This window comes from Paracoccus sp. PAR01 (assembly GCF_014851995.1).
GTDB lineage: Bacteria > Pseudomonadota > Alphaproteobacteria > Rhodobacterales > Rhodobacteraceae > Paracoccus > Paracoccus litorisediminis.
In genome coordinates, this window is record NZ_JACVAW010000001.1 from 975287 (window position 1) to 999970 (window position 24684).

28 protein-coding genes and 1 pseudogene are annotated in these 24684 nt (G+C 64.6%); 14 read left to right on the forward strand and 15 right to left on the reverse strand.

The window, feature by feature from the left end; genetic code table 11:
* Window positions 1-79: 79 nt before the first annotated feature.
* The 8 genes from IB235_RS04955 to IB235_RS04990 form a co-directional block, all read right to left on the reverse strand.
* On the reverse strand, window positions 80-544 hold the full coding sequence (locus tag IB235_RS04955; RefSeq protein ID WP_192335868.1) for an SRPBCC family protein: 465 nt from the start codon (window positions 542-544) through the stop codon (window positions 80-82).
* Window positions 545-577: 33 nt separating this feature from the next.
* Window positions 578-1288 carry an urea ABC transporter ATP-binding subunit UrtE gene (urtE, locus tag IB235_RS04960; RefSeq protein ID WP_155038471.1) on the reverse strand — a complete coding sequence of 237 codons (711 nt, stop codon included), beginning with the start codon at window positions 1286-1288 and terminating at the stop codon, window positions 578-580.
* Complete coding sequence (gene urtD / locus IB235_RS04965; RefSeq protein ID WP_155038472.1) at window positions 1289-2032, reverse strand: urea ABC transporter ATP-binding protein UrtD; 744 nt, start codon at window positions 2030-2032, stop codon at window positions 1289-1291.
* A complete protein-coding gene (urtC, locus tag IB235_RS04970; protein WP_192335869.1) occupies window positions 2029-3261 on the reverse strand; it encodes an urea ABC transporter permease subunit UrtC in 1233 nt (410 codons plus the stop codon). Before urtC ends, urtD begins: the two co-directional genes overlap by 4 nt.
* A gap of 1 nt (window position 3262) precedes the next feature.
* Entirely contained in the window at window positions 3263-5206 is a 1944-nt protein-coding gene (gene urtB / locus IB235_RS04975) for an urea ABC transporter permease subunit UrtB (RefSeq protein WP_192335870.1), read from the reverse strand.
* 58 nt (window positions 5207-5264) lie between these two features.
* Complete coding sequence (gene urtA, locus IB235_RS04980; RefSeq protein ID WP_370576833.1) at window positions 5265-6512, reverse strand: urea ABC transporter substrate-binding protein; 1248 nt, start codon at window positions 6510-6512, stop codon at window positions 5265-5267.
* 250 nt (window positions 6513-6762) lie between these two features.
* Window positions 6763-8010, reverse strand: a complete 1248-nt coding sequence (locus IB235_RS04985; RefSeq protein ID WP_192335872.1) for a lytic murein transglycosylase — start codon at window positions 8008-8010, stop codon at window positions 6763-6765.
* Between the two features lie 89 nt (window positions 8011-8099).
* Window positions 8100-8432, reverse strand: a complete 333-nt coding sequence (locus IB235_RS04990) for a hypothetical protein (RefSeq protein ID WP_192335873.1) — start codon at window positions 8430-8432, stop codon at window positions 8100-8102.
* Window positions 8433-8487: 55 nt separating this feature from the next.
* On the opposite strand from IB235_RS04990, the gene IB235_RS04995 reads away from it, so the two are divergent.
* Entirely contained in the window at window positions 8488-8958 is a 471-nt protein-coding gene (locus tag IB235_RS04995; RefSeq protein WP_155038478.1) for a YbaK/EbsC family protein, read from the forward strand.
* A gap of 29 nt (window positions 8959-8987) precedes the next feature.
* Here the strand turns inward: IB235_RS04995 and IB235_RS05000 are convergent, their stop codons facing one another.
* On the reverse strand, window positions 8988-9239 hold the full coding sequence (locus IB235_RS05000) for a GlsB/YeaQ/YmgE family stress response membrane protein (protein WP_155038479.1): 252 nt from the start codon (window positions 9237-9239) through the stop codon (window positions 8988-8990).
* A 70-nt stretch (window positions 9240-9309) separates the two neighbouring features.
* Window positions 9310-10134: a 2,3,4,5-tetrahydropyridine-2,6-dicarboxylate N-succinyltransferase gene (gene dapD / locus IB235_RS05005; protein WP_192335874.1), complete on the reverse strand. Its 825-nt coding sequence runs from the start codon at window positions 10132-10134 to the stop codon at window positions 9310-9312.
* A 105-nt stretch (window positions 10135-10239) separates the two neighbouring features.
* Here dapD and IB235_RS05010 point away from each other — a divergent pair, with 105 nt between their 5' ends.
* Both IB235_RS05010 and IB235_RS05015 read left to right on the forward strand, forming a co-directional pair.
* Window positions 10240-11067: an LOG family protein gene (locus IB235_RS05010; RefSeq protein ID WP_192335875.1), complete on the forward strand. Its 828-nt coding sequence runs from the start codon at window positions 10240-10242 to the stop codon at window positions 11065-11067.
* 61 nt (window positions 11068-11128) lie between these two features.
* A complete protein-coding gene (locus IB235_RS05015; RefSeq protein ID WP_192335876.1) occupies window positions 11129-12052 on the forward strand; it encodes a cation diffusion facilitator family transporter in 924 nt (307 codons plus the stop codon).
* Window positions 12053-12103: 51 nt separating this feature from the next.
* Here IB235_RS05015 and rlmH read toward each other — a convergent pair whose 3' ends face one another.
* The 3 genes from rlmH to IB235_RS05030 all read right to left on the reverse strand — a co-directional run bounded on the left by rlmH (window position 12104) and on the right by IB235_RS05030 (window position 13351).
* Complete coding sequence (rlmH, locus tag IB235_RS05020) at window positions 12104-12571, reverse strand: 23S rRNA (pseudouridine(1915)-N(3))-methyltransferase RlmH (RefSeq protein WP_155038483.1); 468 nt, start codon at window positions 12569-12571, stop codon at window positions 12104-12106.
* A gap of 15 nt (window positions 12572-12586) precedes the next feature.
* On the reverse strand, window positions 12587-13042 hold the full coding sequence (gene rsfS, locus IB235_RS05025; RefSeq protein WP_225612074.1) for a ribosome silencing factor: 456 nt from the start codon (window positions 13040-13042) through the stop codon (window positions 12587-12589).
* A 75-nt stretch (window positions 13043-13117) separates the two neighbouring features.
* Entirely contained in the window at window positions 13118-13351 is a 234-nt protein-coding gene (locus IB235_RS05030) for a hypothetical protein (RefSeq protein ID WP_192335877.1), read from the reverse strand.
* Window positions 13352-13647: 296 nt separating this feature from the next.
* On the opposite strand from IB235_RS05030, the gene leuC reads away from it, so the two are divergent.
* Window positions 13648-15084, forward strand: coding sequence for a 3-isopropylmalate dehydratase large subunit (gene leuC, locus IB235_RS05035; protein ID WP_155038486.1), 1437 nt, complete (start codon window positions 13648-13650; stop codon window positions 15082-15084).
* On the opposite strand, the gene IB235_RS05040 is transcribed toward leuC, so the two are convergent.
* Window positions 15065-15679, reverse strand: coding sequence for a hypothetical protein (locus tag IB235_RS05040; RefSeq protein WP_225612041.1), 615 nt, complete (start codon window positions 15677-15679; stop codon window positions 15065-15067). The genes leuC and IB235_RS05040 overlap by 20 nt on opposite strands.
* Before the next feature lie 87 nt (window positions 15680-15766).
* Here IB235_RS05040 and leuD point away from each other — a divergent pair, with 87 nt between their 5' ends.
* The 6 genes from leuD to IB235_RS05070 all read left to right on the forward strand — a co-directional run bounded on the left by leuD (window position 15767) and on the right by IB235_RS05070 (window position 20203).
* On the forward strand, window positions 15767-16372 hold the full coding sequence (leuD, locus tag IB235_RS05045) for a 3-isopropylmalate dehydratase small subunit (RefSeq protein ID WP_155038488.1): 606 nt from the start codon (window positions 15767-15769) through the stop codon (window positions 16370-16372).
* Window positions 16363-17406 carry an endonuclease/exonuclease/phosphatase family protein gene (locus IB235_RS05050; protein ID WP_192335879.1) on the forward strand — a complete coding sequence of 348 codons (1044 nt, stop codon included), beginning with the start codon at window positions 16363-16365 and terminating at the stop codon, window positions 17404-17406. Before leuD ends, IB235_RS05050 begins: the two co-directional genes overlap by 10 nt.
* Window positions 17407-17696: 290 nt before the next feature.
* On the forward strand, window positions 17697-18767 hold the full coding sequence (locus tag IB235_RS05055) for a tyrosine-type recombinase/integrase (protein WP_225612042.1): 1071 nt from the start codon (window positions 17697-17699) through the stop codon (window positions 18765-18767).
* Between the two features lie 111 nt (window positions 18768-18878).
* Window positions 18879-19337, forward strand: coding sequence for a cytochrome c (locus IB235_RS05060; protein ID WP_192335880.1), 459 nt, complete (start codon window positions 18879-18881; stop codon window positions 19335-19337).
* Window positions 19337-19936: a cytochrome b/b6 domain-containing protein gene (locus IB235_RS05065; protein ID WP_192335881.1), complete on the forward strand. Its 600-nt coding sequence runs from the start codon at window positions 19337-19339 to the stop codon at window positions 19934-19936. Before IB235_RS05060 ends, IB235_RS05065 begins: the two co-directional genes overlap by 1 nt.
* 108 nt (window positions 19937-20044) lie before the next feature.
* Entirely contained in the window at window positions 20045-20203 is a 159-nt protein-coding gene (locus tag IB235_RS05070) for a hypothetical protein (protein ID WP_155038493.1), read from the forward strand.
* Window positions 20204-20243: 40 nt separating this feature from the next.
* On the opposite strand, the gene parC is transcribed toward IB235_RS05070, so the two are convergent.
* Entirely contained in the window at window positions 20244-22472 is a 2229-nt protein-coding gene (gene parC / locus IB235_RS05075; protein ID WP_155038578.1) for a DNA topoisomerase IV subunit A, read from the reverse strand.
* 105 nt (window positions 22473-22577) lie between these two features.
* Between parC and IB235_RS05080 the strand changes: the two genes are divergently transcribed.
* From IB235_RS05080 to IB235_RS05095, 4 genes and pseudogenes are all read left to right on the forward strand, one after another.
* Complete coding sequence (locus IB235_RS05080) at window positions 22578-23396, forward strand: SDR family NAD(P)-dependent oxidoreductase (protein ID WP_192335882.1); 819 nt, start codon at window positions 22578-22580, stop codon at window positions 23394-23396.
* A 23-nt stretch (window positions 23397-23419) separates the two neighbouring features.
* The gene (locus IB235_RS05085) at window positions 23420-23620 is read left to right on the forward strand and encodes a twin transmembrane helix small protein (protein WP_155038495.1); all 201 of its coding nucleotides are present in this window, start codon (window positions 23420-23422) and stop codon (window positions 23618-23620) included.
* Complete coding sequence (locus tag IB235_RS05090) at window positions 23620-24192, forward strand: cob(I)yrinic acid a,c-diamide adenosyltransferase (protein ID WP_192335883.1); 573 nt, start codon at window positions 23620-23622, stop codon at window positions 24190-24192. Before IB235_RS05085 ends, IB235_RS05090 begins: the two co-directional genes overlap by 1 nt.
* 122 nt (window positions 24193-24314) lie before the next feature.
* A pseudogene (locus IB235_RS05095) lies at window positions 24315-24684 on the forward strand (electron transfer flavoprotein subunit beta/FixA family protein); the annotation flags it as partial.

Sequence of the window (24684 nt, forward strand, 5' to 3'; positions counted from 1 at the left end):
CGCCCAGTATAAGGGCTGTGTCCACTGTCACAGCCCGTTTCCAAACAAAATCAACCACCCGATCGGCGGGCGCGCGGACCTATAGCGTCCGCGCCAACACCTCAAGCTGATCCGCCGCGATCCCCCAGCCGGTATGGAATCCCATGGCCTCATGCTCGGCCTTGGCCTCGGCGGTCCAATGCATGGCGCGAGCGTCATATTGCGTCCCGCCCCCGTCGATATCCGAGAGGGTGACGCAGGCCGCCATGAAGGGCTTGCCCACCGGACGCCAGCCCGGTTCAAACGCATCGGTAAAAATCAGACGCTCGCCCGCAAGCACCTCAAGAAATACGCCCGTATTTTCAAATCGCTCACCATTCGGCCCGTTCATCACCGTCATGAACTCGCCACCCGGCCACAACTCCATCCGCACGTCAGAGACGGTCCACGGCCTGGGGCAGAACCATTGCTTCAGCAAATCCGGCTCGGTCCAGCAGCGCCAGATCGCCGCGCGGGGTGCGTCCAGCACGCGGCGCAGCACAAGGTCGTTCTCGGTTCCGGTCATCGCTCTCCTCCTGCTTTGCGGCAGGATAGCATGTCAGGCGGCGGCACCCAAACCGGCAAGCCGCGCCTTCAGCGCCTCGCGCGGAACCTCGGCGCGCAGGCCCGAGATCACTGGCCTGCCGCGCTCCAGCATCAGGAAGCGGTCACCAAGATCATAAGCGAAATCAAAGAACTGCTCGACCAGCACGATCGCCATATCGCCCCGATCACGCAGGCCTTTGATGACGCGGCCAATCTGCTGGATGATATTGGGCTGAATGCCCTCGGTCGGCTCATCCAGCAGCAGCACCCGTGGCCGCATGATCAGGGCGCGGGCAATCGCCAGCTGTTGCTGCTGTCCGCCCGACAAGTCGCCGCCGCGGCGGTGACTCATCTCAGCCAGAACCGGGAAATGTTCGAAGATGTCGTCAGGAATCCGCCGCTCGCCGCGCGGCAGGACTGAAAGGCCGGTTTCCAGATTCTCGCGCACGGTCAGCAGTGGAAAGATCATCCGTCCCTGCGGCACATAGCCGACACCGCGCAACGCCATGGCCTGCGCATTGACCCGGCCCAGCTCCTCGCCATTCAGGCGCAAAATGCCACCCGAGCGGGGATGACTGCCGGACAGGACCTTCAGAAGACTGGTCTTGCCGACGCCGTTATTGCCCATGACGCAGGTCACCTGCCCCGGCTCGGCGATCAGGTCGACGCCGTGCAGGATCTGGCTGCCGCCGTAATGCAGGGTGATATCGCGTGCCTCAAGCATTCATCCACGCCCCAGATAAACTTCGATCACTTCCGGATTGGCCGTCACATGGTCCAGACTGCCCTCGGCCAGAACCGAGCCTTCGTGCAGGACCGTCACCTTGCAATCGAGGCGGCGGACGAAATCCATATCATGTTCGACCACGACAACCGCGTGCTTTTCCGACAGCCGCCGCAGCAGCGTCGTGGTCTGTTCGCGCTCGGCCAAGGTCATCCCGGCGGCAGGCTCATCGACCAGCAGCAGGCGTGGGTCCTGCGCCAGCAGCATCCCGATCTCCAGCCATTGCTTCTGGCCGTGGCTGAGTTCGCCCGACTTGCGCGACAGGTGCTCGGCCAGCCCGACCTCGGCGGCCAGTTCTGCGACCCGCGCCGCGCTGTCCGCCGACGGACGCCAGCGCAGCACGCTGAACGGCCCACGCGGTGCGCTCAGCGCCATGGTCAGGTTTTCGGCCACGGTCTGGTCCTCGAAGACGGTGGGACGCTGGAACTTGCGCCCGATCCCAGCTTGCGCGATCTGGGATTCGTTCATGCGCAGCAGGCTTTTTGAGCCCTCCCCCCACAGGACCTGCCCCTCATTCGGGCGCGTCTTGCCCGTGACGATATCCATGAAAGTGGTCTTGCCCGCGCCATTCGGGCCGATAATGGCGCGCAACTCGCACTCGCCGATCTCGAAGGACAGGTTATTGATGGCGCGGAATCCGTCGAAGCTGACGGAAATGCCCCGGACCTCAAGTAGCGCGGTCATTCCACGGCCTCCTTCTCGCGCAGCGATCCCATATCGGGACCAAGGGCGGCACCGCGACGACGCGGCGGGCGCAGCCCCTCGAACCAGTCGACAAGCCCGGAAATCCCCTTGGGCGCGAACAGCGTGACAAGGACAAAGGACAGGCCCAGCAGCACCTGCCACCAGTCCACCCATTTGATTGTGTAGAAGCCCAGATTGACGTCCGGCGCGCGGCCACCGGTGAACCAGCTGGACAGCATCGACACGAACACCGCCCCGATGGCTGCCCCGTAAAGCCGCCCGCGCCCGCCGATGGCGACCCAGACCGCCAGATAGATCGAAGCGATGGGCGCAAGCTCGGCCGGGTTGATGATCCCGGCTTGCGGGTAATAAAGCGCGCCCGCGATGGCTGTGACGACAGCGGCCAGCACAAAGACCACCAGCTTGTAGCCTTCGACGGAATAGCCAAGGAAACGCACGCGGGCCTCATCATCGCGGATGGCGCGGGTGACGCTGCCGAACTTGCCCGAGGCGACCCATGCGATCAGCAGATAACCCAGCCCCAGCGCCACAGCAGAGGCCCAAAGGAACCAGATCGACAGTTTCTCCTGCCCCACCGCGTCAAGGCCGGGGATGTTCTGCAAGCCCGACAGCCCGTTATTCCCGCGCAGCCCAGAATCGTTCTGAAACAGGTACAGCGCCAAGGCCAAAGTCATCGCCTGCGTCAGGATCGACAGGTAAACCCCGTTCACCCGCGAACGGAAGGCCAGCCAGCCAAAGACCAGCGCCAGCAGCCCCGGCACCAGCACGACCATCAGCAGCTGCCCCCAAAGCGAACCGGAAAAGACCCAGATCAGTGGAAACTGATCCGAGCCCACCACGCCAAAGATCTGCGTGGCGACGGCGGCGGATATTTCCGTGTCCGTGGGCGGAATGGGCAGGTTCGCCAGCGTCCCGGTGACGATGCCCTCGGTGCGGGCGACCATCAGCCACATGCCGATCATGTAGCCGCCAAGGGCAAAGAACGCCATTTGCCCAAGGCTCAGGATGCCCGCATAGCCCCAGACCAGATCCATCGCCACGGCAGCCAGCGCCAGACACAGGGTCTTGCCCAGCGTCTTGACCATGCTGGTCGAGATCGCGCCGGTGCCATAGCCCGTGGACAGGATGGTGACCGCGACGGTGAACACCGCCAGTACGCCAAGGAAGACCAGAATTGAGGGATGCCGCAGGACAAGTGGTTTGCGCATGTCAGGCCCCCGCCGCCCGGCCCTTGGCGGCGATGATGCCGCGCGGCCGGAACTGGATGAAGATGATGATGAACAGGATCATGTAGGTCTGCGCAGCCAGCGTGTTGGCCGGGTTGAACCACTCGATCCCCTTTTGCAGGAAGCCGATCAGCGCCGCCCCCGCCAGCGTGCCCCAGATATTGCCGACGCCGCCGACGACGACCGTCATGAAGCTTTGCACGATGTAGTCGCTGCCAAGCTCCGAGGTCACTTTCGCGAACAGCCCGATGGCCACGCCCGCGATCCCCGCGATGCCCGAGCCAAGGCCAAAGGTCAGCATATTGATGCGGTCGGGGCTGATGCCCATGCTGGCCGCCATGCCGGGGTTCTGGGTCACGGCGCGGACCTCAAGCCCCAGCCGGGTGCGGTTCATGATGAACAGGTACAGCCCCAGAAACACCAGCGCGAGGACGAAGATCGCGATGCGGATATAGCTGATCGACACCACATCGTTGAAGGTCAGCGCCCCATCCAGCCATGCGGGCGAAGTCAGCGGGCGGGCCTGCGTGCCAAAGATGTTCTTGGCCAATTGCTGCAGCGCGATGGACACGCCAAAGGTCGCCAGCAGGGTTTCCAGCGGGCGCTTGTACAGGTGGCGGATCACCAGCCGCTCCAGCGCGACGCCCGCCGCGAAGGTCACGGCGAACGCCAAGGGCAGCGCCACGATCAGCGAGACGGTCTTGTCGGTGATGAACTGCTGGACGACATAGCCGGTATAGGCGCCCATCATGATGAACTCGCCATGCGCCATGTTGATGACGCCCATCACCCCGAAGGTGACGGCAAGCCCGATGGCGGCCAGAAAATAGATCGAGGCCAAGGACAGCGCGTCCAGCGACAGATCGGCAGCCTGCATCAGCCCGATCCGCGTCTCGGTGCCGCGCAGTGCGGCGCGGGCGGCGGTGGTCACGTCGGCGTCAGGCTCGGCATAAAGATCAAGGAAGTTGTAACGGGACAGGGCTGCGTCGACCTCGGCCTCGCTGGCGGCGGGCTGCACGATGCCTTGGGTCTCCAGCGCGGTATAGGCACGGTCGCGGGCCGCCTGATCACCCAGTTGCGCAAGGGACACGCCGCCGACCATGCCATCCGCAATATGCTGGGCAAGCGTGGCCCGCATCGCATCAGAGGTCAGGCGGGCGGGTGCAGTTCCGTCCGCGACCAGCATGGCATAGGCCTCGTCCCGGCTCAGATCGCTACCAAGCGACAGCTTCCGCGCAATATTCGCATCCGCCGGAACCTGCTCCAGCGCCACGCGGCGGGTGGTCAGGATCGGGTTCAGGCTGGCGCGAAAATCCAGCCCGCTATCGCCGCCAAAGCTTTCGATGGCCGTGATGCGCGCTGCGGGATCGGGATCGTATTGGATGGTCAACAAGCGCTCCAGCCGCGCCTTGCGGGCGGTCAGTGCCGGATCGGGATCGTCCAGCGCCTGACGCAGCAGGGCCAATTGACTGGCATCGGCCCGGCGCGAGAGTGAATCCAGCGCCTCGATCCGGCGTTTCGGATCGGGGTCGGACAGCGCATTCCCCGCCAAGGCCGCCGAGATTACCCCGCGCACGCCCGAATTCGGGCGCAGCAGGGTCACATCGCCTTCGGCAGCCGCACCCAGACCCGCGCCTGTCGCGGCATCGGTCAGGATCAGGCCGTCCCCGTCGGGGGCGGTAATGACCAGCAGCCCGTCGCTTTTGCGGGTGGCCAACAGGCGATCACCCCATGCCTGCAGCAGGGCCGCACCCAGCGGACCGGACGCGGCAATAGCCTCGATCACCGGCCCGACCGACTGCCGCGAGGGCTTCTCGATCTGGTCGCGATGCTGGGCAATGACCGCACCCAGATCGGGCGACTGCGCCTGTGCGGCAAAGGGCAGGGCCAACGCGACGAAGGCCAGAGCAAGCAGGAAAAGGCGCATGGAGTCCTCGGAAGCGGGCATAGGGGCGGCGTATCACGCCACCCCGGTCAGCATGGGATCAGTAGTTCGACTTTTCCTGGACGCAGCTGTTGGTCTCGGTGTTCCACATGCCGCATTTCTTGCCCGGCCAATCCGAGTCGAGCTTGGCGCTTTCCGGCAAGAAATCGGTCCATGCATCGCCCGCGACCTCATCGGTCTGGCTGACGATGTCGAACTGACCGTCGGCGCGGATCTCGCCGATCAGCACCGGCTTGGTCAGGTGGTGGTTCGGCAGGACCTTGGCGGTACCGCCGGTCAGGTTCGGAACCTCGACCCCGACAAGCGCATCCAGAACCGGATCGGTATCGGTGGTGCCCGCCTTTTCGACCGCCTTCACCCAGGCGTTGAAACCGATGACCGTGGCTTCCATCGGGTCATTGGTCACGCGCTTGTCGTTCTTGGTGAACTTCTTCCATTCCTTGATGAAGGTCTTGTTGTCGGGACTGTCGGCGGATTCGAAATAGTTCCAGGCCGCCAGATGGCCGACAAGGTTGGTGGTATCCAGACCGGCCAGTTCCTCTTCCCCGACCGAGAAGGCCATGACCGGGATGTCATCGGCCGAGACGCCCGCCGCCGCCAGTTCCTTGTAGAAGCCGATATTCGCGTCGCCGTTGATGGTCGACACGACGCCGACCTTCTTGCCGTCGGCACCCAGCGCGACCACGTCGGCCACGATCTTGGACCAGTCGGAATGACCGAAGGGGGTGTAGTTGACGAAGATGTCGCCCGCCGCGACGCCCTTGCCCTTCAGATAGGCGTCAAGGATGTTGTTCGTGGTGCGCGGATAGACATAGTCGGTCCCAAGCAGCGCCCATTTCTCGACGCCCAGTTCCTCGGCCATGTAATCGACGGCGGGGATCGCCTGCTGGTTCGGGGCGGCGCCGGTATAGATCACGTTCTTCGAGGATTCCTCGCCCTCATACTGGACCGGATAGAACAGAAGCCCGTTCAGCTCCTCGATGACCGGCAACACAGATTTGCGGCTGACACTGGTCCAGCAACCAAAGATCGCATCGACCCCGTTGACCGAGATCAGCTCGCGCGCCTTTTCGGCAAACAGCGGCCAGTCCGAGGCCGGGTCGACCACGACCGCCTCGATTTTCTTGCCCAGCAGGCCGCCCTTGGCGTTCTGTTGGTCCACCATCATCAGGACGGTGTCTTTCAGCGTGGTTTCCGAAATCGCCATGGTGCCCGAGAGCGAATGCAGCACGCCGATCTTGATGGTGTCTTCCTGCGCCCACGAGGCGCCCGCCAGGCCAACCGACATAAGGGCGGCGGCCAAGGCGGTGCTGTAAATCTTCATCCCTGTTTTCCCTCTCGTTTGATTATGCCGCGTGACGGCTGAAAACGATGAGGGCAGCGAGTCGGGATTTTTGCCAAGTTGAAGGGCAATGGCCGGACAGCGCGTTTCAGCCGGCCGGATTATCTGCCCGTGTTTCGATCAACGGGCCTAATCCGGCGGCATTCGCGAAAAGCAAAGGGCGGCCCAGGGCCGCCCCGTCGTCCGTCAGAATGGGTCAGCCGCGCAGCATGCCCAGCAGCTGGGCGTCGGCATAGCCATCCGGCACCATCCCGCGCGAGCGCTGATAGGCCTTGACCGCATCGACCGATTTGCTGCCCAGCTTGCCGTCGACCCCGCCGGTATCGAAGCCCTTGGCCATCAGCAGGCGCTGGATTTCGGCCTTTTCGGTGTTGGACAGCGTGCGGTCGCCGCGCGGCCAGCTGCCGCGGATACCCGATCGCCCGGCGATCGACTCGCCCAGATAGGCCACCCCCAGCGCATAGCTGTCCGAGGCGTTGTATTTCAGGATGGCGCGGAAGTTGTCGGTAATCAGGAAGGCCGGCCCACGCGCCCCCGCCGGAGCAAGGATCGCACCCGAAGGCACCGCGCCGCCATTTGCCGCGCGCACACCCATTGCCTGCCACTGGCCGCCCGATTTCACCACCGACTTGCCGACCTGATTATAGTCGAAGCCCTGCGGCAGGATGACCTCGGTCCCCCAGGGCTGGCCGGGGCGCCAGCCGTTCTCGCGCAGGTAAGAGGCGGTCGAGGCCAGCGAATCCGTCGGATCGTTCGACCAGATATCGCGCCGCCCGTCGCCGTTGAAATCGACCGCATGCGACAGGAACGAGGATGGCATGAACTGCGTATGCCCCATCGCCCCCGCCCAGCTGCCGACCAGGTGGCTGTTGTCCACGTCGCCCGCCTGAATGATGCGAAGCGCGCTGACCAGCTCACCGGCAAAGAACTCGCCGCGCCGCCCGTCATAGGCCAGCGTCGCCAGCGCGGGGACGGTCTGGGTATTGCCGCGGTTCGCGCCGTAATTCGATTCCATCCCCCAGACGGCCAGCACGATTTCGCGCGGGACGCCGTAGCGGCGCTCGATCGCGGACAGCGTGCTGCCATAGGTCGCGGCCATCTGCCGACCGGTCGAGGTCCGGCTGCCGCCGACCGCGCCGTCCAGATATTCCCAGATCGGCTTGGAGAACTCGCTTTGCTTGCCGTCCAGTGCAACGATGCTGGGCTGGTAATGCGTCCCGGCCATCGCGCTGTCAAAGACCTGCGGCGACACACCCGCCCCGATGGCGCGCGGGCGGAAACTGACCACCCAGTTCTGGAACCCCGCTTCCGAGCCATGCCCGCCCGCCGTGGGCAGCCCGCTGTAATTGCCGCCCGCGCCGGGTGTGCGGTTCGATACACCGCAACTGGCCAGCGCGCAGACCAGCAAGGTCGCAGTCGCAAATCGGAGGTTCCGTCCTGTCATTGTGCCTGTCCCGTTCCGTGCTCTTGTTCTGGTTGAAACCAGTCTAACCCAGCATGGCACGGCTGGATAGGCCCGCGTCGGACCTTGGATCAGGCGTCGTCCTCGTCGTCCTCGTCGCCGAAAAGCGGCTCCATCTGGGCGACGATAACGGCGTTTTCTTCAAGCGCGCGGTCCATCAACTCGCGCTCTTCCTCGGGGATGTCGTGACCCTCGGCCAGCCGCTCGTCCAGCGAACCATGCCCGGTCACTTCGATCGGCGACAGCCCGGCCTGTTTCAGGATAGCGACGGTTTCGCGCACGGCCTCGGCCTCATCGACGCCCGAGGCGTAGCAGACCAGCGCCGCGCCGGTGGCATCCTCGGGCAATCCGTCCTCATCGGCCCTGCCGACCTGAACCAGAAGCGTATAGACCTGCTGCGCCATGACTTTCCCCTTGATGCGATTTGCGCTCATATCCCCGAAACACATGGGAGTGACAATGAGCAAGAGCCTAGCACGTGTGCGCGCCGCGCTGGATGCCGCCGGGGCCACCACCCAGATCCGCGAAACGGATGACCGCGCCCGCACCGCCGCGGGGGCCGCCGAAGTCGTCGGCTGCGAGGTCGACCAGATCGCCAAGTCGATCATCTTTCGCGGCGAAAGTTCGGGCCATGTCGTGCTGTTCCTGACGGCGGGCGGCAACCGGGTCGATGCGGAAAAGGCGGCTCAGGTCGCGGGCCAGCCCCTGGGCAAGGCCGATGCCGCGCAGATCCGCCTTGAGACCGGCTTTGCCATCGGCGGCGTCGCCCCTGTCGGGCATCTGCAACGCATCGACGCCTATATCGACCCGCGCCTGACCCAATTCCCCGAGGTCTGGGCCGCAGCGGGAACACCGCGACACCTGTTCTCGATCGCGCCCGATGAGCTGATCCGCATCACCGGCGCGAAGATGGCCGAGTTCACGGCATGAAAAAGGGGGCGGAAACCGCCCCCGGAAAGCTACCTGGCGACCGCTCGGTAAAGCCAGATCAGGATCACCGCACCGATCAGGCCGACAAAGCCCTGTGCGATCCAGCTGCCGTGCTGTGCGTTCATGCCGAGGACGCCAAGGATGGCATTGCCCACGACCGCGCCGACGATGCCAAGAACGACGTTCAGGAATACGCCGGTATCCGCCTTCATGATGTTGCTGGCGATCCAGCCCGCAATACCGCCCACGATGATGGCGGCGATCCAGCCCAAGCCTTCCATGCGCTTCTCCTTTTGAAGGGGTGTCTGAGCGGTTAACGCCGACACCCCCGTCAAGGTTCACGCAGATATGTCAGTCGCGCAGCAGCTCGTTGATCGAGGTTTTCGATCGGGTTTGCGCGTCCACGCGCTTCACGATCACAGCGCAATACAGGTTCACGCCGTTCTTCGACGGCAGCGAGCCCGAGACGACGACCGACCCCGCAGGAACCTCGCCATACATGATTTCGCCGGTTTCGCGGTCGACGATCTTGGTCGATTTGCCGATATAAACGCCCATGCCCAGCACCGAGCCTTCGCGGACAATACAGCCCTCGACCACCTCGGAACGCGCACCGATGAAGCAATTGTCCTCGATGATGGTCGGGCCGGCCTGCATCGGTTCCAGCACGCCGCCGATGCCGACGCCGCCGGACAGGTGGACGTTCTTGCCGATCTGGGCGCAGGAACCGACGGTGGCCCAGGTGTCGACCATCGTGCCCTCGTCGACATAGGCGCCGAGGTTCACAAAGGACGGCATCAGCACCACGCCCTTGGCGATATAGGCCGACTTGCGCACCACCGCGTTCGGGACGGCGCGGAAGCCCGCCTCGCGCCAGCGGTTTTCGCCCCAACCGGCGAATTTGCTGTCGACCTTGTCCCACCAGCCTCCGCCTTGCGGGCCGCCGGTATGGATCTCCATGTCCTTCAGGCGGAAGCCCAGCAGCACGGCCTTTTTCGCCCATTGGTTCACATGCCAGTCGGCACCGCGCTTTTCGGCGACGCGCAGCGTGCCCTGATCCAGCGCCTCAAGCGTCGCCTCGACGGCGTCGCGGGCCTCGCCGGTCGTCGCGGGGGTGATCTGGTCGCGGATATCCCATGCGGCCTCAATGGCGGCTTCAAGCTGTGCGTTCGACATGGTGTGTCTCTCTTGCTGGAACTCGGGTGGAAACTGTCTTGCAAGGGCTATAGACCGGGGGGGAGCGGCCGCGCAATCCGCGCCTGCCGCGCCTCAGAGGTTTCGATGATCGAAGAAGACGAGCGCCACCACCCGATCCGTGACAGCCAGCAGGACGCCGTTGCCGCGCGTCAGCTGCCCGATACGCCGCAGACCCGTGCGCCCGCCTATCGTCTGGCCTTCACCGATGACGACTTCATGCTGCGCGAGGAATTGCGCCCGGTTCGCCTGCAGCTGGAGCTGCTCAAGCCGCAGATGATCATGGATGCGCGCGGCATCCGCTCGACCATCGTGCTGTTCGGTGGGGCCCGCATTCCCGCGCCCGAGCATCGCGACAGCGCCCGCACGCCGGAACTGGCGGAACTCTCGCGCTATTACGACGAGGCGCGCAAATTCGCCCGGCTGATGACCGAGCGCAGTCTGGAAAGCTATGGCGCCGAGGATGTCATCTGCACCGGCGGTGGCCCCGGCGTGATGGAGGCCGGCAATTTGGGCGCGCATGAGGCGGGCGGCATCTCGATCGGGCTGTCGATCGTCCTGCCCCATGAGCAGGCTCCGAACGAATATGTGACGCCCGACCTGTGCTTCAACTTCCATTACTTCGCCATCCGGAAGATGCATTTCCTGATGCGCGCCAAGGCCGTGACCATCTTCCCCGGCGGCTTCGGCACGCTGGACGAGATGTTCGAGGCCCTGACCCTGATCCAGACCGGGCGGATGCGGCGCGTGCCTTTCATCCTGTTCGGCACAGAATTCTGGCACAAGATCATCAACTGGGACGCTCTGGCCGAGGCCGGGACCATCAGCCGCGACGATCTGGGGCTGATCAGCTTTGTCGAAACCGCCGAAGAGGCCGTGGCCATCATCGACAACTGGCCCTTGCCCTGCGCCTGAGCGCGGGGTGAACGACCATTGAGGATGCGCCCCGCCTTGCGTTCAAGCGAAGGCAGATGTCATGCAGACCGAACAAGGCATCCTGAGGCTATCGATCCTTGTGACCTTCGCTCTGGCCGCATTCGGGGTGGTGTTCGGGGTACTGACGGGGTCATCCTCGATCATTTTTGACGGGATCTATTCCGCCCTCGACGCCAGCATGACGATCCTTGCCCTGCTGGTGTCGCGGCTGATCACTCAGTCCATGGGAGAGCGCACCCGCGCCCGTCTGGTCCGCCATTTCACCATGGGCTTCTGGCACCTTGAGCCGATGGTGCTGGGGCTCAGTGGCTTTTTGCTGATAGGCGCTGCCGGATATGCGCTGGCCAACGCGGTCAGCAGCCTGCTGTCGGGCGGGCGGGTCTTGGCCTTCGACCACGCCATTCTTTACGCCGCGCTGACGCTGTGTGTGGCCTTGGGCATGGCGCTGTTCGTGCGCAGGGCCAATCGCCGGATCGGATCGGCCTTTCTGGAACTGGACGCCAAGGCGTGGATGATCTCGGCCGCGATGACCGGGGCCTTGTTCGTGGCCTTTGCCTTTGGCTGGGCCATTCAGGGCACAGCCTGGCAGAGCATCTCGCCCTATATCGACCCGGCGGTGCTGGCGCTGGTCTGTCTGGTGGTCCTGCCCGCGCCCTTGCCGACCGTGCGTCAGGCCTTGGCCGATATCATGCTGGTGACGCCGCAAGACCTGAAAACCCATGTCGATGAGGTCGCGTGCAGCATCGTCACCCGCCACGGCTTTCTGGGCCATGTCGCCTATGTCGCGCGCGTCGGGCGCGGGCGGCAGATCGAACTGTTCTTCATCGTGCCGCGCGGGGCGCCTGCCCGCAGCCTTGAGGAATGGGACCAGATCCGCGATGAGGTTGGCCGCGACATTGGCGATGAAGGCCCGGATCGCTGGCTGACCATCGCCTTTACCACCGATCCCGAATGGGCGACGTGATCGGTGGCCTGCGATGCGGCCTCAAAGCAGATCCGGAAAAGGCGTTGCCGCCTAGACCCGGTGATAGGGGCTTCCGGCCAGGATGGTGGTGGCGCGGTAGATCTGTTCGGCCAGCATCACCCGGACCAGCATATGCGGCCAGACCATGCGGCCAAAGCTGATCGCCAGATCGGCGCGGGCGCGCAGACTGGGATCGATCCCATCCGCGCCGCCGATGACAAAGGCAATGTCGCGGGCCTGATCGCGAAAGCCCGCGATCTTTTGCGCGAATTCGGGTGAGCTCAGCATCTGGCCGCGCTCATCCATGATGACCAGCGCGGCGCCGTCGGGAATGGCGCGCTCCAGCAACGGAGCCTCGGCGGCCATGCCGCCGCCGCGCTTGTCCTCGACCTCGGAAATAGTGACGGGCGGCAGGCCCAGAGCACGTCCGGCCTTGGCGTGACGATCAAGGTAATCGTCAATCAGCTTCGCCTCGGGGCCTTGCCGCAGCCGCCCGACCGCGGCAATGACCATCCGCATGCGTTCAGTTCCGTATCAGATCTGGTTGCGGCGGGCTTCTTCGGCCGCATGCTCGGCGCGCAGACGATCAAGCGTCGCCGAACGCAGCGCGTCCGCGGGCATCCACATCTTTTCGAGCTGGTAGAATTCGCGCACTTCCGGGCGGAAAACATGGACGATCACGTCATCCGTGTCGATCAGCACCCAGTCGCCGGTTTCCTTGCCTTCGATCCGAGCCGAGCGGCCGGTCTGTTCTTTCAGACGCTGCACCAGCTTTTCGGCGATGGCAGCGACCTGACGCGACGAACGACCCGAGGCGATCACCATGTGATCGGCCATAGCGGAACGACCGCGCAGGTCGATGGTCACGACCTCTTCGGCTTTGTCATCGTCAAGCGAGGTAAGGATGCGGTCCAGTAGCTGATCGCTGGTCAGCTCAGGCTCCGCGGTGGGCGCAGCCGGCGTAGACGCCGGCGAAGCGGTATTGGACAGGGGTTCATCCTCCGGTCATCGCGCCGTCAACCCCCGGCGCCGGGCCCCTCTAATGTAGCATGAATCAGCGCTTGCTCAATGAGCGGAAGGCGGTTTTATTGGAGAATTACCCGGCGTACAGGCCGCAATCGGCAGATTTCCCCAAGCTTCCGGGCATTTGACCATGCCGTGCGCCCAGGCCAGCTGATGCACCTGCAGCCGCGCCATGTCCCGCGCACGCTCGGCCGGACCGTCCACAACCAGCACGCCAAGCGCGAAAATCGCCACCAGAAACAGCGGGATCGTGCGCAGCACCACGCGAATCAACATGCCCTCAACCTCCTTTTTTGTTGTGGGCGAGGATAGCGGCATGTCGTCAATTTGGAATTAACACCTCCGTGCGCTGATATTGCCTGACAAGACAAACCGGCGTATTAGTTCCCGCATGCGAGGATTCGTCTATTTCGACATCCATGACCGCGCCCGCCTGCCGGGCCGGTTCTACGGCGAAAGCCTGTCCGTCACAGCGCGACTTTGACGGTGGACGGCGCTTTTGCAGCGCCCTGCCGCGGCTTGCGGCCCCCTTTTCCGCTATTCCCCAGCTACTCTTTCGGAAAGAGACAGCCATGACCGGCAACACCAATGCGGGCGCGCCCCGTACGCTCTATGACAAAATCTTCGACGCACATGTGGTCGACCGCAGCGATGACGGCACCTGCGTGCTGTATATCGACCGCCATCTGGTCCACGAAGTCACCTCGCCCCAGGCCTTCGAGGGTCTGCGCATGGCTGGCCGCAAGGTGCGCCGCCCCGACCAGACCATCGCCGTGCCGGACCATAACGTTCCGACCACCGCCGACCGCGTCCAAGGCATCGAGAACCCCGAGGGCCGCATCCAGGTCGCGGAACTGGACAAGAACGCCCGCGAATTCGGGCTGAACTACTATCCGATGTCGGATGTCCGTCAGGGCATCGTCCATATCGTCGGCCCGGAACAGGGCTGGACCCTGCCCGGCATGACCGTGGTGTGCGGCGACAGCCACACCGCCACCCATGGCGCCTTCGGCGCGCTGGCGCATGGCATCGGCACCTCGGAAGTGGAACACGTTCTGGCGACGCAAACGCTGATCCAGAAGCGTTCCAAGAACATGAAGGTCGAAATCACCGGCAAGCTGCTGCCCGGCGTCACCGCCAAGGACATCACGCTGGCCGTCATCGGCAAGACGGGCACTGCCGGCGGCACCGGCTATGTCATCGAATATTGCGGCGAAGCCATCCGCGAGCTGTCGATGGAAGGCCGCATGACCGTCTGCAACATGGCGATCGAGGGTGGCGCGCGCGCTGGCCTGATCGCTCCGGACGAAAAGACCTTCGCCTATTGCCAGGGCCGCCCGCATGCGCCGAAAGGTGCCGCATGGGAAGCCGCCGTCAGCTGGTGGAAGACCCTTTTCACCGACGAAGGCGCGCATTTCGACAAGGTCATCACCATCCGCGGTGAGGATATCGCCCCGGTCGTGACCTGGGGCACCTCGCCCGAGGACGTGCTGGCGATCACCGACAAGGTTCCTGCCGCCGAGGATTTCGAAGGTGGCAAGATCGAGGCCGCGCGCCGCAGCCTTGACTATATGGGCCTGAAGCCCGGCACCCCGCTGAATGAGATCAAGATCGACGCGGTCTTCATCGGCTCCTGCACCAATGGCCGGATCGAGGACCTGCGCGCCGCCGCTGGCATCCTGAAAGGCCAGAAACTGGCACCGGGCGTGCGCGGCATGGTCGTTCCCGGCTCGGGTCTGGTCCGTCTGCAGGCCGAGGAAGAAGGTCTGGACAAGATCTTTACCGATGCCGGCTTCGAATGGCGTCTGGCCGGTTGCTCGATGTGTCTGGGCATGAACCCCGACCAGCTGGCACCGGGCGAGCGCTGCGCCGCGACCTCGAACCGCAACTTCGAGGGCCGTATGGGCCGTGGTGGCCGCACGCACCTGATGTCGCCGGTGATGGCCGCCGTCGCGGGCATCAAGGGCCATCTGGCCGATGTGCGTGAGTTCATGGCCGAGATGGCCTGAACCCTGTACGGCGGGGCGCTGCGCCCCGCCTCAGCAGGAAGATGGCATTCAAGGCAATCATCACCAGCCCGGCATTCTCGAACAGGAAGTTGAAACGAATGTTCGCGAAATCCATGCTGATGAGACGGTCGACATGATGGAAACCCACCGCCCGCACCAGCACGAAGCCGCACAGGATGGCCAGCCCCAGCAGGGCAAGGCCATTCGACAGCAGCTGACCGCGCAGCAGGCGCAGGCCCGTCATCAACGCCATCACCACGACCATCACCAGTATTGCGATGAAGGCGATCTGCACGAAGAAGCGGTAATCGTACCAGCCCTGCATATGCGCCATGCACCGTCCTGCGGCGGTCAGCGCGCTTTGCAGGTCCAGCTGCTTGTTCACGGCCAGAAACCCGGTCAGCGGCGCGATCACGGCCCAAAGTCCGGTGGCAGCACCCCTTGGCCGCCGTCGCAGCACCATCACCGCAAGAACGCAGCAGGCCAGATAGGCCACCACCGTAATCCACGCCCCGATATTCGGATCTCCGATCCGGGGCGACCAGTCGGCCGCAATGCAACGGCGCAGGCCGGCGAAACCAGAATACTCGATCATCACACCATCCCAGTGGCGGAATACACAATCCGTCGCCGAAAAAGTTAACGGCCACCTACGCGGCCAGTCAATTCTGCGAGGAAGTAAATGGACAAATTCACCACGTTGACCGGAATCGCGGCGCCGATGCCGCTGGTCAACATCGACACCGACATGATCATCCCCAAGCAGTTCCTGAAAACCATCCATCGCTCGGGCTTGGGCAAGAACCTGTTCGACGAGATGCGCTTCAATGCCGATGGCAGCGAAGTCGCGGATTTCGTGCTGAACCAGCCGGCCTGGCGCGAATCCCAGATCATCGTCGCGGGCGACAATTTCGGCTGCGGTTCGTCGCGCGAGCACGCGCCCTGGGCGCTGCTGGATTACGGCATCCGCTGCGTGATCTCGACCAGCTTCGCCGACATTTTCTACAATAACTGCTTCAAGAACGGCATCCTGCCGATCGTGATGCCTGCCGAAGTCGTCGACGTGCTGATGGAGGATGCCCGCAAGGGTGCCAACGCCCGCATGACCGTCGATCTGGAAAACCTGACCGTCACCACCTCGGACGGGCAGAGCTTCGGCTTTGAACTGGACCCGTTCCGTCGCCACTGCCTGCTGAACGGGCTGGACGATATCGGGCTGACCATGGAGAAATCCGGCTCGATCGACGCCTATGAGGCGCAAATGGCCCAGAGCCGCCCTTGGGTCTGAGGTATTTGGCCGGGGCGGTGCTGATTGCCGCCCTTGGCCTGCCCGCATCTGCCGATCCGCTGCGGATCGCGACCTATGACCCCGACCTGTCGCGCGACGGGCCGGGGCTTCTTTTGCGCGATCTGGGCCGCAAGGATGACCAGATCGACGCAGCCATCCGCGTTATTGCCGAAGCGCATCCGGATATCCTGCTGTTGACCAGCCTTGACTGGGATGGCGACGGCCGGGCGCTGGCCGCCCTGCGCGACAGACTGGCCAAGGCCGGGATCGATTACCCCCACAGCTTCGCCGCCCGTCCGAATGCGGGCATGCCCAGCGGGCTGGATCTGGACGGCGACGGCAAACTGGGCGAGGCGCAGGACCGGCAGGGCTTTGGCCGCTTCACCGGACAGGGCGGCATGGCAATCCTGTCCCGCCACCCGATCAGCGCGGTCGCGGATTACAGCGATCGACTATGGCACGACCTGCCCGGCAACCTGATGCCAGAGGCCACCCCGGAGGTCGCGGCCAAGCAGCGCCTGTCCTCGGTGGCACATTGGGACGCGACGGTATCGGTCGCTGGCCGCGATCTGCATCTGTTGGCGATGTCGGCAACGCCTCCGGTCTTTGACGGCCCCGAGGATCGCAATGGCCGCCGCAACCATGATGAACTGGCCTTCTGGCAGAACCACCTGCCGCAAGCGCCCTATGTGCTGGCCGGGAACCTGAATTTCGACGCCGCCGACAGCGAGGGCCGCCCCGAGTCGCTGGCCCGGATCATGACCCATGTCATCGACCCCCAGCCCCGCAGTGAGGGGGGCAAGGTGGCGGCCGGTTCGGGGTTGAACGCCAAGCACAAGGGCGACCCGGCGCTGGACACCGCCGACTGGCCCGATGACCGCCCGCCGGGAAACCTGCGCGTCGATTACGTCCTGCCCGCCAAGGATCTGCGCGTGCTGGATTCGGGCGTGGTCTGGCCCGCCAGCGGCGAGATGGCGACAGTCGTGACCACGGCCTCGGCCCATCGGCTGGTCTGGGTCGATCTGGACTGGTGAGCGGGAAAAGGCCGCCGTTCCGGTGACGCGTTGGAGGGAGGAGAGACGCGACTGGAACGGCGGCACTGCCATGAAGACCCCGTGCGGCTCGGGGTTGGCGGGGATGCGGACCCCCGTCCATCTCAGGTTGCGCTGCATTGCAGAATCGCTCAACTGGAAACCAATCGTCGCCCGTCCCGACTGCAGTTCTGCCCAAGTTTTCGCCAAAATTTCGCCCAGACGCTGAAAAAAGCGGAGCGCAACCTACGGATGCATGGTGCTGCAGCCCTTTCTTCGGTCGAGAAGCCGTCTTGACCGCCACCCGCGCAGCCGGAAAGGATGGCGGCATGATCCTGCCCGTCGCGCCCCCAGCCCTGTCCGCCGCCGAAGCCGAAGCTCTGTCCGAGCTTTACCGCCGTGGTACGCCCGCCAATACCATCCGCGCATGGGAACGCGATCTGGCCTATCTGGCGGCTTGGAAACAGGCGGCCTTTGGCGCGGCGTTGGACTGGCCGGAATCCGAGGCCGTGGCGCTGCGCTTCATTCTGGATCACTCGATCGACCTTGGCACCGTGCAGACCCCCGCGCGCGAGGTCGCAGATGCGCTGATCGCCGCCGGGCTGCGCCGCAGTCTGGCCTGTCCCGCACCCTCGACGCTGGATCGCCGCATTGCCAGCTGGCGGGCCTTTCACCGGATGAAGAACCTGCCCTCGCCCTTTGATGCGCCGCTGATCTCGCAGGCAAGGGGGCGGGCAAGGCGGGCGGCGGCGCGGCCGCGCCAGCGCAAATCCGAACATCCGATCACCCGCGACGTGCTGGAAGCGATCCTGGCCACCTGCGACCACAGCCATCGCGGCATGCGCGACCGCGCGGCGCTGATGCTGGGCTGGGCCTCGGGCGGGCGGCGCAGATCGGAAATCGTGGCGCTGAACCGCGACGATATCGACACCGAGGAGTTTGCCGAGAAGGGACTGCTGCGCATCCGGCTGCTGACCACCAAGACCACCGGGCAGGACCGCGCCCCGCGCCTGCCGCTAAAAGGCCGTGCCGCCAAGGCGGTGATGCGCTGGATCGTGGTCTCGCGCATCGAATCGGGGCCGCTGTTTCGCCCGGTCAGCCTTGCCGATCGGGTGCTGACCCGTCGCCTCTCCGCCGACGGGCTGCGCGACATGCTGCGCCGCCGTCTGGTTCTGGCGGGTTATCCGCCGGATTTCGCCAGTCCGCACGGGCTGCGCGCCGGGTTTTTGACGCAGGCGGCGCTGGACGGCGCACCTCTGGCCGCGGCCATGCAGCTGTCGCTTCATCGCAGCGTCAATCAGGCACAAAGCTATTACGCCGATATCGAGATCGCCGATAATCCGGCCACCGATCTGCTGGGCTAGACTGCTCACGAAATCGGCATGACGCGGGCGTTGGCAGAATGCCCGGCCTGTGCAACTCTTGCGTGGCGTCAGACACTTGCAGCCCAAGAGCCACATGAGAGGAACGACGACATGCGCCTTCTTTCCGCCGCTGCCCTTGCCTTTACCGTAACCCTGCCGATGACCACCCACGCCGATGAGGCGCTGGACGAATTGCTTGAGGCCCGGCACGGTTTCTACCAGATGCTTGCGATGAACATGGGCACGCTGGCCGGCATGGCCAAGGGCGAGACCCCCTATGACGAGGCAACCGCCAGCCGCGCCGCCGCCAATATCGAGGCGCTGACCCATTACGACCTGCCCAGCCTCTTTGTTGAGGGAACCGCCTCGGGGCAGATCAAGGACAGCGCGGCCAAGCCCGAGATCTGGACCAATATGGACGATTTCAAGACCAAGTTCGGCGGGCTGGTCGAAGCTGCGACCGGCGCCTCCGAGGCCGTGAAGGGCGGGCAGGACAAGGTCGGCCCGGTGGTCGGCAAACTGGGCGGCGCCTGCAAGGCCTGTCATGACGTCTATCGCGAGAAAAGCTGATGCCGAAGGGCGCCCCCAGCCCTGACCCCGTCCGCGAGGTCAGGCTGTGGGACCCGTTCCTGCGCGGGTTCCACTGGGCCTTGGCCTTTTTCGTCACGGCGTCATGGTGTCTGGGCCAGTTCGGCCCGGCCAAGATGACCCTGCATTTCTGGTGCGGTTATGTCGTGATCGGGCTGTTGCTGTTTCGGCTGGTCTGGGGATTTGTCGGCCCGGCCCCGGCGCGGTTCTCGCATTTCCTGCGCGGGCCGGGGGCGGTCGCGGGCTATCTGCGCGGGCTGATGCTGCGCGAGCCCAGCTATTGGCCGGGGCACAACCCCTTGGGCGCGCTTTCGGTCATCGCCATGCTGGCGGTGCTGGCAGCGCAGGTCAGCAGCGGGCTGATCTCGGACCCCGACGACTATATCAATGTCGGCCCGCTGGCGTCCTATGTCAGCAGCAGCACCCGGTCCAAGGCCGTCGGCTGGCATGAATTCGGCGCGAACGTCATCCTGATCCTTGTCCTGCTGCATGTCGCGGTGATCCTGTTCTACCGCTTCTGGAAGCGCGAGGATCTGGTGCGGCCAATGCTGAACGGGCGCAAACAGGTTCGTGATCGCTAGGCAGTGTAATTGAACGAATCATCCTGGCGTGAGACGCTGAACCGGCCAACCGTGCGCGGATGACGGCCCAATTCTCCATTCGCGCCCTTGACCCACGGAGTCGACGACATGACGAAAATCATCGCCGCCGCTGCCATGATCCTGTCCGTGGCCGCCCTGCCCCTGTCGGCCTGCCCCTATAGCAAGACCAAGACAGACACGACTGCATCAACGACCACCGCGCCAGATGGCACGACGATCATCCTGAGGCCGCGGACGAACAGCTAAAACGCAACGGGGCCGGGTGATCCCCGGCCCCAGCTGCTTGTCAGTTGAACTTGTTGTCGCGGGGGAAGCCGCGCGGCGCCATGAAGCCTGCGCTAGCGCGTTTGCCCAACCATTCGGTCAGGTCCGGCTCGGTCCGGGTGCGACCCCCGGATTCCTGCCAGCGCAGCCCCTCGGCCAGCGTGATGCAGATCGCATCCGACAATCCGCCATCCTTGAACTTCTGCAGACGCACGCCTTTGCCGCGGCCCATCTCGGGCAGTTCGTCCAGCGCAAAGACCAGCATCTTGCGATTCTCGCCCACGGTCACGACATGGTCGCCGCTGACCGGACGACACAGCAACGCATCGCCGTTCAGCACCTGCTTGCCGGCACGAGTCTGGGCCAGAATATCGGCGGCGGTCACAATGAACCCGTCACCGGCCTTTGACGCGATCAGATAGCGCGCACCGTCCCGCCACGGGAACATGTCGATCACCGCCGCATCATTGGGCAGGTCGATCATCAGGCGCAGCGGCTCGCCCATGCCGCGCCCGCCCGGCAGGTTGTTCGCGGGCAGGGTATAGAAGCGGCCATTCGCGCCATAGACCATCAGCTTGTCGGTGGTCTCGGCATGCAGCGCCATGAACGGCCCGTCGCCATCCTTGAACTTGACCTCGGCATCCAGAGGCTGATGCCCCTTCATCGCCCGAATCCAGCCCATTTTCGACAGGATGACGGTGATCGGTTCGCGCTCGATCATCGAATCCATGTCGATCGCGGTGACTTCGCCCGCCTCGCCGATCTCGGTGCGGCGCTGGCCGCCGGGGGCGGATTTGCCGAACTTGCCGCGCGTTTCGCGCAGCTGCTCGGCGATCTTGGCCCATTGGCTGCCCTCATCCGACAGCATGGCAACCAGACCTTCGCGTTCCTTGGTCAGGTTTTCATGCTCGGCGCGCAGCTCGATTTCTTCAAGCCGGCGCAAGGCACGCAGGCGCATGTTCAGGATCGCCTCGACCTGAACATCGGACAGCTTGAATTCGGCCATCAAGACCGCTTTCGGATCGTCCTCATAGCGGATGATTTCGATCACCCGGTCAAGGTTGAGGAAGGCGATCATATAGCCTTCCAGCACCTCAAGCCGTGCCGCGATCTTGTCCAACCGGTGGTTCGCCCGGCGCACCAGCACCTCGCGCCGGTGATCGAGGAAGGCGCGCAGCACTTCCTTGAGCGAGCAGACCTTGGGCTGGCGGCCGTCGATCAGCACGTTCATGTTCAGGCCGAAGCGGATCTCCAGCTCGGACACCCGGAACAGGGCCAACATCAATTGCTCGGGATCGACCGTCCGGGCGCGGGGTTCCAGCACGATCCGCACATCCTCGGCCGATTCGTCGCGGACATCGGCAAGGATCGGGACCTTCTTCAGCTGGATCACCTCGGCTAGGCGCTCGATCAGCTTGGATTTCTGGACCTGATAGGGGATCTCGGTGACGACGATCTGCCAGCTGCCGCGGCCCAGATCCTCGACCGCCCAACGTGCGCGCAGGCGCAGGCTGCCGCGACCGGTGCGGTAAGCCTCGGCGATGGTCTCGCGGCTTTCGACCAGCACGCCGCCGGTCGGGAAATCCGGCCCCGGCATGATGTTGATCAGGGTTTCATCCCGCGCGTCGGGCGCCTTGATCAGATGCAGGCAGGCGTCGATGACCTCGTGCAGGTTATGCGGCGGGATGTTGGTGGCCATGCCGACCGCAATGCCGCTGGCCCCGTTGCATAGCAGGTTCGGGAAGGCCGCGGGCAGAACGATCGGTTCCTCCAGCGTGCCGTCATAGTTCGGGCGGAAATCGACCGCATTCTCGGCTAGCCCTTCCATCAACGCCTCGGAGGCGGCGGTCAACCGCGCCTCGGTATAGCGCGCGGCGGCCGGGTTATCGCCGTCGATATTGCCGAAGTTCCCCTGCCCGTCGACCAGCGGGTAGCGCATGGCAAAGGGCTGGGCCAGACGCGCCATCGCGTCATAGATCGCCGCGTCGCCATGCGGGTGATAGTTGCCCATCACGTCGCCGGTGATCTTGGCGGACTTCCGGAAGGCCCCGGTGGGCGACAGCCGCAACTCGCGCATCGCATAAAGGATGCGGCGATGCACCGGCTTCAGCCCGTCGCGGGCATCGGGCAAGGCCCGGTGCATGATCGTCGACAGGGCATAGGTCAGGTAACGCTCGCCAATGGCGCGCGAAAGTGGCTCGGTGCTGGTCTGATCCTCGCGGGGATCGGGAACGTTCGGATCGTCTGACATGCCAGCCTGAATATTCCCGCCCGCGCCTTCGGTCCAGCCGGAAATGCGCGTATTGCGCGAACGCCCCGCTTGGCGCAGAACCATCGCGCAACAAGGGGCCTTGGTATGAAAACCGTTCTGATCACCGGCTGTTCCTCGGGCATCGGGCTGGATGCGGCGCATCACATGCGCGGGCGCGGCTGGCGCGTCATCGCCACTTGCCGCCGGGACGAGGACCTTGAGGCCCGCCGCGCCGAGGGTTTCGACGCGATCCACCTTGAACTGGGCGACGACGACAGCGTGGCCCGCGCCGCGGAAGCCGCGCTGGCGCTGGGACGGATCGACGCGCTGGTGAACAACGCGGCCTTCGCCATTCCGGGTGCGGCCGAGGATCTGCCCCGCGGCGCGCTGCGTTCCATATTCGAGGCAAACCTGTTCGGCACCCATGACCTGACCCGCCGGATGTTGCCGCATTTCCGTCAGCATGGCGGGCGGGTGGTCAATATCAGCTCGGTCCTTGGGCTGGTGGGGATTCCGTGGCGCGGCGCCTATGTGGCGACGAAATTCGCGCTGGAGGGGCTGACCGACGTGCTGCGGGTGGAAATGTCCGACACCCCGGTCAAATTCGTGCTGATCGAGCCCGGCCCGATCGGCACCAAGATCCGCCAGAACTCGATCCCGCATTTCGAACGCTGGATCGACTGGCAATCCAGCGCGCGGGCGGATCAGTATCGCAACACCCTGATCAAGCGCCTTTACGATGCCGCCGGTCGCAAGGACCGCTTCCAGCTGCCGCCTTCGGCCGTCAGCGCGCGGATTGCACAGGCGCTGGAAAGCGCCAATCCCCGCCCGCGCTACTATGTGACCACGCCCACCTATATCTCGGGGATCGGGCGCAGGTTGTTTTCGACGCGCGCACTGGACTGGTTCGCACGCCGCAGCTAGGCTCGCCCGGAAAGGCCCCCAAGATGCAAGACAAAACCCTGCTCATCCTGCTGGCGATCTGCTGCCTGGCCGTTGTCGCCATCCTCGCGACCGGCATCGGCGGCTTTGCCAAGGGCGGCGAATTCAACCGCAAGCACGGCAACCGGCTGATGCGCTGGCGCATCATCGCGCAGGCCGTCGCGATTGCCGTGTTCCTGATCTATCTCTGGGCAAGGGGGCACTGATGGTCGTCCTGAACCGAATCTACACCCGCACCGGCGACAAGGGCGACACCGCCCTGTCCAATGGCGAACGCGTGCCCAAGAACGCCCCTCGCGTCGAAGCCTATGGCACCGTGGATGAACTGAACGCGACGCTGGGTCTGGCCCGCCTGCATGCGACAGGCGATCTGGCCGGACAGATCGCGGTCATCCAGAATGAGCTGTTCGATCTGGGCGCGGATCTGTCGCGCCCGCGTATGGATGAGGATGCTCAGGCCCCCTATCCGGTGCTGCGCATCATCGATTCGCAGGTGGCACGGCTGGAAACCGAAATCGACGTGATGAACGCCGCGCTGACGCCTTTGCGCAGCTTCATCCTGCCGGGCGGCAGCCCGCTTGCCGCGCATCTGCACCTGTGCCGCACCGTCGCCCGCCGCGCCGAGCGCGCCGCCGTGGCCCTTGCCGCGACCGAGGATGCCAACCCCGCCGCGTTGAAATACCTCAACCGCCTGTCGGACTGGCTGTTCGTGGCGGGTCGCATCGCCAATGAAAACGGCACCAACGACATCCTCTGGGTGCCCGGCGCCAGCCGCTAGCGACATCGGGGCAGGATCGTTGCGATGCGACGTTACGGCGTCGTTTTTTCCCTGTCATTGCCCCGACCAGCCCGCTAACAAATCCACCGAACAGGTGACGCAACTAAAAGGGAGAGAGGACGATGAAGGTTCTCGTGCCAGTCAAACGCGTGATCGACTACAACGTGAAGGCCCGTGTGAAGGCCGACGGTTCGGGTGTCGATCTGGCCAACGTCAAAATGTCGATGAACCCGTTCGACGAGATCGCGGTCGAGGAGGCGATCCGGCTCAAGGAAAAAGGCACCGCGACCGAAGTTATCGCCGTGTCGATCGGGGTGAAGCAGGCCCAGGAAACCCTGCGCACCGCGCTGGCCATGGGCGCTGATCGCGCCATTCTGGTCGTCGCCGCCGATGACGTTCATCAGGACATCGAGCCGCTGGCCGTCGCCAAGATCATCGCCGAGGTCGCCAAGGCCGAAGGCGCGGATCTGGTCATCGCCGGCAAGCAGGCGA

Coding starts and splice junctions, on each gene's coding strand:
- IB235_RS04955 (WP_192335868.1), bottom strand. CDS start 544: ATGACCGGAACCGAGAACGACCTTGTGCTGCGCCGCGTGCTGGACGCA.
- urtE (WP_155038471.1), bottom strand. CDS start 1,288: ATGCTTGAGGCACGCGATATCACCCTGCATTACGGCGGCAGCCAGATC.
- urtD (WP_155038472.1), bottom strand. CDS start 2,032: ATGACCGCGCTACTTGAGGTCCGGGGCATTTCCGTCAGCTTCGACGGA.
- urtC (WP_192335869.1), bottom strand. CDS start 3,261: ATGCGCAAACCACTTGTCCTGCGGCATCCCTCAATTCTGGTCTTCCTT.
- urtB (WP_192335870.1), bottom strand. CDS start 5,206: ATGCGCCTTTTCCTGCTTGCTCTGGCCTTCGTCGCGTTGGCCCTGCCC.
- urtA (WP_370576833.1), bottom strand. CDS start 6,512: ATGTCGGTTGGCCTGGCGGGCGCCTCGTGGGCGCAGGAAGACACCATC.
- IB235_RS04985 (WP_192335872.1), bottom strand. CDS start 8,010: ATGACAGGACGGAACCTCCGATTTGCGACTGCGACCTTGCTGGTCTGC.
- IB235_RS04990 (WP_192335873.1), bottom strand. CDS start 8,432: ATGGCGCAGCAGGTCTATACGCTTCTGGTTCAGGTCGGCAGGGCCGAT.
- IB235_RS04995 (WP_155038478.1), top strand. CDS start 8,488: ATGAGCAAGAGCCTAGCACGTGTGCGCGCCGCGCTGGATGCCGCCGGG.
- IB235_RS05000 (WP_155038479.1), bottom strand. CDS start 9,239: ATGGAAGGCTTGGGCTGGATCGCCGCCATCATCGTGGGCGGTATTGCG.
- dapD (WP_192335874.1), bottom strand. CDS start 10,134: ATGTCGAACGCACAGCTTGAAGCCGCCATTGAGGCCGCATGGGATATC.
- IB235_RS05010 (WP_192335875.1), top strand. CDS start 10,240: ATGATCGAAGAAGACGAGCGCCACCACCCGATCCGTGACAGCCAGCAG.
- IB235_RS05015 (WP_192335876.1), top strand. CDS start 11,129: ATGCAGACCGAACAAGGCATCCTGAGGCTATCGATCCTTGTGACCTTC.
- rlmH (WP_155038483.1), bottom strand. CDS start 12,571: ATGCGGATGGTCATTGCCGCGGTCGGGCGGCTGCGGCAAGGCCCCGAG.
- IB235_RS05030 (WP_192335877.1), bottom strand. CDS start 13,351: ATGTTGATTCGCGTGGTGCTGCGCACGATCCCGCTGTTTCTGGTGGCG.
- leuC (WP_155038486.1), top strand. CDS start 13,648: ATGACCGGCAACACCAATGCGGGCGCGCCCCGTACGCTCTATGACAAA.
- IB235_RS05040 (WP_225612041.1), bottom strand. CDS start 15,679: ATGATCGAGTATTCTGGTTTCGCCGGCCTGCGCCGTTGCATTGCGGCC.
- leuD (WP_155038488.1), top strand. CDS start 15,767: ATGGACAAATTCACCACGTTGACCGGAATCGCGGCGCCGATGCCGCTG.
- IB235_RS05060 (WP_192335880.1), top strand. CDS start 18,879: ATGCGCCTTCTTTCCGCCGCTGCCCTTGCCTTTACCGTAACCCTGCCG.
- IB235_RS05065 (WP_192335881.1), top strand. CDS start 19,337: ATGCCGAAGGGCGCCCCCAGCCCTGACCCCGTCCGCGAGGTCAGGCTG.
- IB235_RS05070 (WP_155038493.1), top strand. CDS start 20,045: ATGACGAAAATCATCGCCGCCGCTGCCATGATCCTGTCCGTGGCCGCC.
- parC (WP_155038578.1), bottom strand. CDS start 22,472: ATGTCAGACGATCCGAACGTTCCCGATCCCCGCGAGGATCAGACCAGC.
- IB235_RS05080 (WP_192335882.1), top strand. CDS start 22,578: ATGAAAACCGTTCTGATCACCGGCTGTTCCTCGGGCATCGGGCTGGAT.
- IB235_RS05085 (WP_155038495.1), top strand. CDS start 23,420: ATGCAAGACAAAACCCTGCTCATCCTGCTGGCGATCTGCTGCCTGGCC.
- IB235_RS05090 (WP_192335883.1), top strand. CDS start 23,620: ATGGTCGTCCTGAACCGAATCTACACCCGCACCGGCGACAAGGGCGAC.